We start from the raw sequence: 6,053 nt of genomic DNA, 5'->3' as shown, positions 1-6,053 counted from the left end.
TGTTTCATTGTGGAACAAGCGCTGCCGTTTATCCGCCTCCTTCGAAGCGGGATTAGGCATATATCGTTAAAGAAAATCGCCCTCCACCTTGCCGAGATGGCAAGCTGAAGGGCGGCACCCGCGGCTAGTTATTCGGCAGTTTACGGAAGTACTTTGCCAGCCGCCGGTTGCGTACCGGAACTACTAATATGCTTGTTCCAAGCTTGAGCGTTCTCATATCAAATGGCTCTTTCCCTAACTTATTGCTCCATCAGCTTGTACCGCTGCTGCCAGCCGAGCAGCTGCTTGACCTTCGCATTTGACAGCAGCGAAACTCTCCCTTCAAGCGGGATACGTATATCTTTCACACCCGGCAAGTAACGTTCGACCAATTCCCGGGTGGTGCGATCCGAAGAAATGTCGTCCGCGGCGAGATTAAGCGCTTGGGCCCCGAGTCCATCCTTCTCTATTGCGAGGCGGCAGGCGATCGCCACATCCCTTGCATCGATGTAAGACCACAATATCCGTTTGCGCGCCTCGGTCTGATCGAAATTTTGTTTCAGCTGCGCATAACTCTCCGGAACCAGTATATTGCCAAGCCGGAAGCTTATTACCTGCATCCCCGTACGGCGGTGAAACGCCTCGGCCGTCACTTCGTTGACCACCTTGGACAAGCCGTAGCTGTCTTCAGGCAATTGAGGGTGATCTTCATCTACGGGCAAATATTGAGGCTCAAAAAATTCGGCGGCGAAGCATATCCCGTATGAAGATTCGCTCGAAGCGAGAACCGCTTTGCCGATCCCGAGATTGGCGGCTGCTTCGAGGATATTGTTGGTGATCATCACATTATTCCGGAAACATACATCGTTCGGATGAGTATACGCTTGTGGAATAGCCGCGAAATGCACGATACCGGCAGCTTCCTTGCGGGCCCCGCCGCTGAACGGCGCCAACGCGTTATGAACCTGCCCCAAATCGTTCAAATCGGTAATAATCGTACGGCAGACCGGTTCATCCGGAAGCTTCATGTCGAGATTGACGACTTCGTAATTTTGCTCGACAAAATGCTTCAGAATCCACTTGCCCGCTTTACCGCTCCCCCCGGTAACTATAATCCGCGGTTTGTTCATGAGGATGCTTTCTCCAGCGTCGCTTCGATCATGTCTATGATTTCTTGGGATAGCTCAATATCCGAAGCTCGAGCATTTTCTTCGACTTGATGCGGGCGGCTCGCTCCGACCAGAGCGCTGGCCACGTTCGGCTGACGCAAAACCCAAGCGAGCGCGAGCTGGCCGACCGTAATATTCATTTCGCCGGCAATCGCAGACAGCTGATTTACTTTAGAAATTTTTTCTTCGGTAATACCGTCGCGTACCCACTCGAGCTTTGCTGCGCGGCTGTCTTGCGGAATATCGGCCGCAGACTTGTATTTCCCGGTCAATAATCCTTGTGCGAGCGGCGAGAAAACGACTTGTCCGATGCCTTTTTGTTCCCCGAACGGAATGATTTCCTTCTCGATATATCTGTTGAACATGTTGTAAACCGGTTGATTAACGATGATGCGGTCAAGCAAATATTTGTCCGCGATGGCCAGCGCTTCCGCCATTTGTGCCGTTGTCCATTCGCTCACGCCCGCATACAAAATCTTGCCTTGAGTCACCAGATCGTCGATCGTGCGCAGCGTTTCCTCGACCGGCGTTTCGGGATCGAACCGGTGGCAATAATAAACATCCACATAATCCGTTCCTATTCTTTGCAAGCTGGCATGCAGCTGCTCAAACACGTGCTTTCGAGACAACCCGCGATCGTTCGGGCCGTCGCCCATCTTACCGAACACTTTCGTCGCCAGCACGTAGGAGTCACGCGGATAGTTCTTCAATGCCTCCCCCATCACCTTCTCAGCCGTGCCGCGCTCATAAACGTTCGCCGTATCGAAGAAGTTAATGCCTAGATCATACGCTTTGTGTATGGAATTCACCGCATTTTCTTGCTCTACATATCCACCGTAAGTCAGCCAGCTTCCTAAGCTAATTTCACTGACTTTCAAACCGCTTTTACCTAATTTTCGATATTTCATGCCTCTTTCCCCCATTCCAATTGATTTCAATCTTCCTCAGGGCGGAGATGAATTGAAGTTGTGCCGCCTGCTGCGGCAAACACTTATATCATATCGCGTTAGCACTTTCGAAATCTGTGACTGGCGTCATACAATCTGAGAATTGTCTTGGTTTTTTCCAAAACATAATGCGGTGTCACATGTTTTGGGAGGCGTAATTGATTGCGCTAACGAAACAATGGGTTTAGAATGACCATATAAGTAATTTGCGCGCGGCGAAATTAAGGGGGTCCCTCAATGTGGTTTGTGAAAAAAAGTGAGATCCTGTCGATGCTCCCCTGCGACTGTTTGGATGAAATATTGCCGATTTTCAGCAGCCATCATTCGATCAAGAAGAATACAATGATTTACCGCCCTGAAGATCCAAGCGAATATGTGTATCTGCTCAAGAAGGGCAGCGTCCGTCTGATGCGCCTTACGGAGGATGGCCGGCAAATCACCTTGTCCATTATCCGTGAAGGCATGATTTTTGGAGAAGGCGACGTGCTGAACGAGGATAATTATTCCCACTACGCACAAACGATGCAGCCAAGCATGTTTTGTTATATCCGCAAGGAAGATTTCAAGAACTTGCTGTCCACCTACGAGCAGGTCAACCGGCTCGTCCTGAATATCCTTTATCGCCGCTGGAAAGACGCTCAGCAGCAGATAGAGAATTTGGCTCTGCACGACACTCGCGACCGTCTGGTGAGCATCTTGATCCGGTTCAGCGAGGAAAGCGGCAAGGAATTACATAGTGCGGACTCCGCCGGCCTCCTCATCGATATGAAAATCTCGCAGGACAAGCTTTCCGACTTCATCGGCACGTCGCGGGAATCCGTCAACCGGAACATGCGCGAGCTGAAGAAGGAAGGACTCATCGATATGTACGAACGCAAAATTTTGCTCAAGCCGGCATTCCTGGAACGGTACATGAACCGTGAAACGTCCTCTCTGGTCTAGCCGTAACGAAACCGCGCAAAAGCGGATGCCCAATGGATGAAACTCATCACTTCGGAAATGACACCGGGATCCGGAGGGGCGGAGTCGATGCGCCACGACTGTGACCGTTCCACCAAGGAACGCCACGGTTCGGGAATAGTTTCAAGCGCCCAAGCAACAGCGCGCGGTTTACTGCATATATCATTGCACGCCATTGTATACATAGCCCGGCACATTGTCTCTACCACATATGCTTTATGGCTTAATGGCAGCTGCCAATCGGGATCGTTCGATCGGTCGGCCCAGGCCGCCCAATCACGCAAGCGATCAGATACGGCAGCTCGAAGGTCGTCGGTGGAAATCGGCTCGATGAGGCTTTTCGGATCTGGACCGACGAGTGCGATCCCGTGCTCGCGTACCGTCCATCGCTCCAATATCCAGTTGGCTTTGTGCTCGGTCCACTGCAAACCCTCCCCTCTCGCTATGGTCGGATGCCGCTCGCCGGCGCGGAAAACTTTCAGAGCGTCACACGCGATGTACGCCCCCTCGAGATGCTGAGCGTACTGATTAGGGAGATTGGCTAGTCGGGCGTGAAACTCGTGCAAGTCTGCAAACTTTTCTTCCGAAACGCGATTTTCGGTAACAACTAAATAATCGATATCGCTTGTAACAGGGTCGAATTCTCCTAATGCCAACGAACCGCGCAGATAAACCCCGACAAGATCTTTCCCAATCGTTTCTTGAATGCCATTCAGTAAAGTACGCAAAAGCTCATCCACAGGATGCGGAACATGATTTGCTTCAGACATATAAGATGAAGACATGCAGTCACCTCCAAAACGCGTCCTTCCATGGGTCAAACTGGTAAACAATCATATGGTTGTCGTGAACGACTTTTATTAACACTTTGCAATATGGGTGAATATCCTGATCATATCAAAGGAGGGATAGGCAAGTGTATAACCCGGTTAATCCGCATCAAGGTATCTCCCCTACGGGTGGTGATGCAAAAACAGCAGGTCAAAGGTTAATGAACTACCACGTAATTGCGCAAGCAAGAGACGGGTCACGGTTTGAAGGAATTATCGACGGTATCGACGACGAAGGCGTGACCATGTTAATTCCTGAGGACGTTGATGAAATGCGAGAAGACGGTATTACAGACAGGCAATATGTATATGACTTTGATCGTCCCCGCAGAAGATTTCGACGATTTCGCCGCCGCCGTTTCCCGTTCCCTTTTTTTGCATTTCCATTTTTCTTTCCTTACCCGTATTACCCATACCCGTATCCTTATCCATACTATCCTTANTTTTGCATTTCCATTTTTCTTTCCTTACCCGTATTACCCATACCCGTATCCTTATCCATACTATCCTTATGGCGCAGGAGTTGGCGCAGGAGTTGGCGCAGGAGTTGGCGCAGGAGTTGGCGGAGGGTACGGTGGAGCATACGGCGGAGTATATGGCGGTGTGTAACAGAAAAAAATTGTCAAGAATGGCTCCGGTATCGACCGGGGTCATTTTTTTCGTTACAATAACGCCGAGGGAGGTAGATTCATGAGAATCGGATCTGCACGAGCTGCCGCGGCTGAATGGGTTAGGCTGAACGCCGGCAAAGAGATTGGGTTCAAGGGAGCGTATTTCAGCGGCTCAACGATTGGTCTGCCTGACGACGCGGAGATGTCTCCGGCGTCCGATATCGATGTCGTCGTCATCACCTCGCATCCCGAACCTCCGCTCAAGCTCGGTAAGTTCGTCTACCGCGATACGCTGTTGGAAATCACGCATTTGTCTTGGAACCAGCTCTCCTCAGCCGAGCAGGTTTTGTCATCCTATCATCTGGCGGGCAGCTTCCGCACAAATACAATCATTGCGGATCCCACAGGGGAACTGCGCAGACTGCAAACGCAGGTCGCTCGCCACTTTGCCGAGAAGGTGTGGGTGCGCCGCCGGTGCGAGAACGTTCGGCAGAGGATTATAGACGGGCTGCGGGCCATCGATACCACCGCACCGCTGCATGACAAGGTGACAGCGTGGCTGTTCCCGACAGGCGTTACGACACACGTACTTCTCGTAGCCGCGCTTCGCAATCCCACTGTACGGCTTCGCTACCTCGCCGCACGCGGCGTACTTACCGAGTACGGTCACGCCGAGTTGTACCCGGAACTGCTGAATTTGCTCGATCGCACTCATCTGTCGCCTCAGCGCGTCGAACATCATCTCGACGAGCTCGCCCGAACATTCGACGCCGCTGCGGCGCATGCCAAAACACCATTTTTCTTTAGCAGCGATATCACTGCTGCAGCGCGGCCGATCGCAATCGACGGAAGCCGTGTTCTCATTCGGGCTGGCTTCCACCGTGAGGCAATCTTCTGGATGGGTGCGACTTTTGCCCGTTGTCATAAAATATTGGCCGCAGACGCCCCGGACCTGCACCATACTCTCGCTCCGGCGTTCGACGCAATCATTTCGGACCTTGGGGTCGACTCTGATGAGGCTCTCATGCATCGCGCCCAGGATGTTATCCGGTTCATGCCCAGGCTCTGGGAAACTGCTGGAGCAATCATGCTCGCTAACCCGGATATCGATGATAGTAGCAATTAGTTATCCTTTTTTCCAAAAATCATTAAATCAAAAAAAGCTATTCCTACAGATAATCCCAGAGGAATAATCAAGTCCCCGACATCAATTTCAGAAGGTCTAAAAATATAGTTGAAAAGAAATAAAGAACCGCTCAGGAAAATAAACGAAATAATAAACGTAAACAATCTTTTGCTTATTTCAATCCAAGTCAGTTTCCTCATATTTATCAAAATCGCAGAAGTTAAATACAAAGCATACAAAACAAGATAAATTACATATCCGACAAGAAATTTAAAAGCAAGCGGAGTATCAATGTCCTTGTATGCAATAAGTAATGAAATGACCATACCCAGTCCAACCATAGTGCTCAATATAACGTTTAACAAAGTATACTTCTTCATTATCACCACGTAATTTTGTATGTTTTCTCATCATCGTCTATCTTACCCATT

Annotated in this window: 6 protein-coding genes; 2 read left to right on the top strand and 4 right to left on the bottom strand. The window is 50.2% G+C overall.

Translation table 11 applies throughout. The features are described 5' to 3' along the window. Nucleotides 1-239: 239 nt before the first annotated feature. Both JET16_RS25515 and JET16_RS25510 read right to left on the bottom strand, forming a co-directional pair. Nucleotides 240-1,109: an NAD-dependent epimerase/dehydratase family protein gene (locus JET16_RS25515; protein WP_199622006.1), complete on the bottom strand. Its 870-nt coding sequence runs from the start codon at nucleotides 1,107-1,109 to the stop codon at nucleotides 240-242. Continuing rightward, nucleotides 1,106-2,056 (bottom strand): aldo/keto reductase family protein, encoded by a 951-nt coding sequence (locus JET16_RS25510; protein ID WP_199622001.1) that lies wholly within the window; start codon nucleotides 2,054-2,056, stop codon nucleotides 1,106-1,108. Before JET16_RS25510 ends, JET16_RS25515 begins: the two co-directional genes overlap by 4 nt. 276 nt (nucleotides 2,057-2,332) lie before the next feature. Here JET16_RS25510 and JET16_RS25505 point away from each other — a divergent pair, with 276 nt between their 5' ends. Continuing rightward, nucleotides 2,333-3,037, top strand: coding sequence for a Crp/Fnr family transcriptional regulator (locus JET16_RS25505; RefSeq protein WP_199621999.1), 705 nt, complete (start codon nucleotides 2,333-2,335; stop codon nucleotides 3,035-3,037). Here the strand turns inward: JET16_RS25505 and JET16_RS25500 are convergent. After that, the gene (locus tag JET16_RS25500) at nucleotides 3,034-3,840 is read right to left on the bottom strand and encodes an aminoglycoside adenylyltransferase domain-containing protein (RefSeq protein WP_199621997.1); all 807 of its coding nucleotides are present in this window, start codon (nucleotides 3,838-3,840) and stop codon (nucleotides 3,034-3,036) included. The genes JET16_RS25505 and JET16_RS25500 overlap by 4 nt on opposite strands. Nucleotides 3,841-4,575: 735 nt before the next feature. On the opposite strand from JET16_RS25500, the gene JET16_RS25490 reads away from it, so the two are divergent. Next, complete coding sequence (locus JET16_RS25490; protein WP_199621993.1) at nucleotides 4,576-5,622, top strand: MDR/zinc-dependent alcohol dehydrogenase-like family protein; 1,047 nt, start codon at nucleotides 4,576-4,578, stop codon at nucleotides 5,620-5,622. On the opposite strand, the gene JET16_RS25485 is transcribed toward JET16_RS25490, so the two are convergent. Then, entirely contained in the window at nucleotides 5,619-6,002 is a 384-nt protein-coding gene (locus tag JET16_RS25485) for a hypothetical protein (RefSeq protein WP_199621991.1), read from the bottom strand. The genes JET16_RS25490 and JET16_RS25485 overlap by 4 nt on opposite strands. Nucleotides 6,003-6,053: the final 51 nt, after the last annotated feature.

This window comes from Paenibacillus alkalitolerans (assembly GCF_016482785.1).
Taxonomy (GTDB): domain Bacteria; phylum Bacillota; class Bacilli; order Paenibacillales; family YIM-B00363; genus Paenibacillus_AE; species Paenibacillus_AE alkalitolerans.
This window is presented reverse-complemented; position numbering and strand designations above follow the sequence as displayed.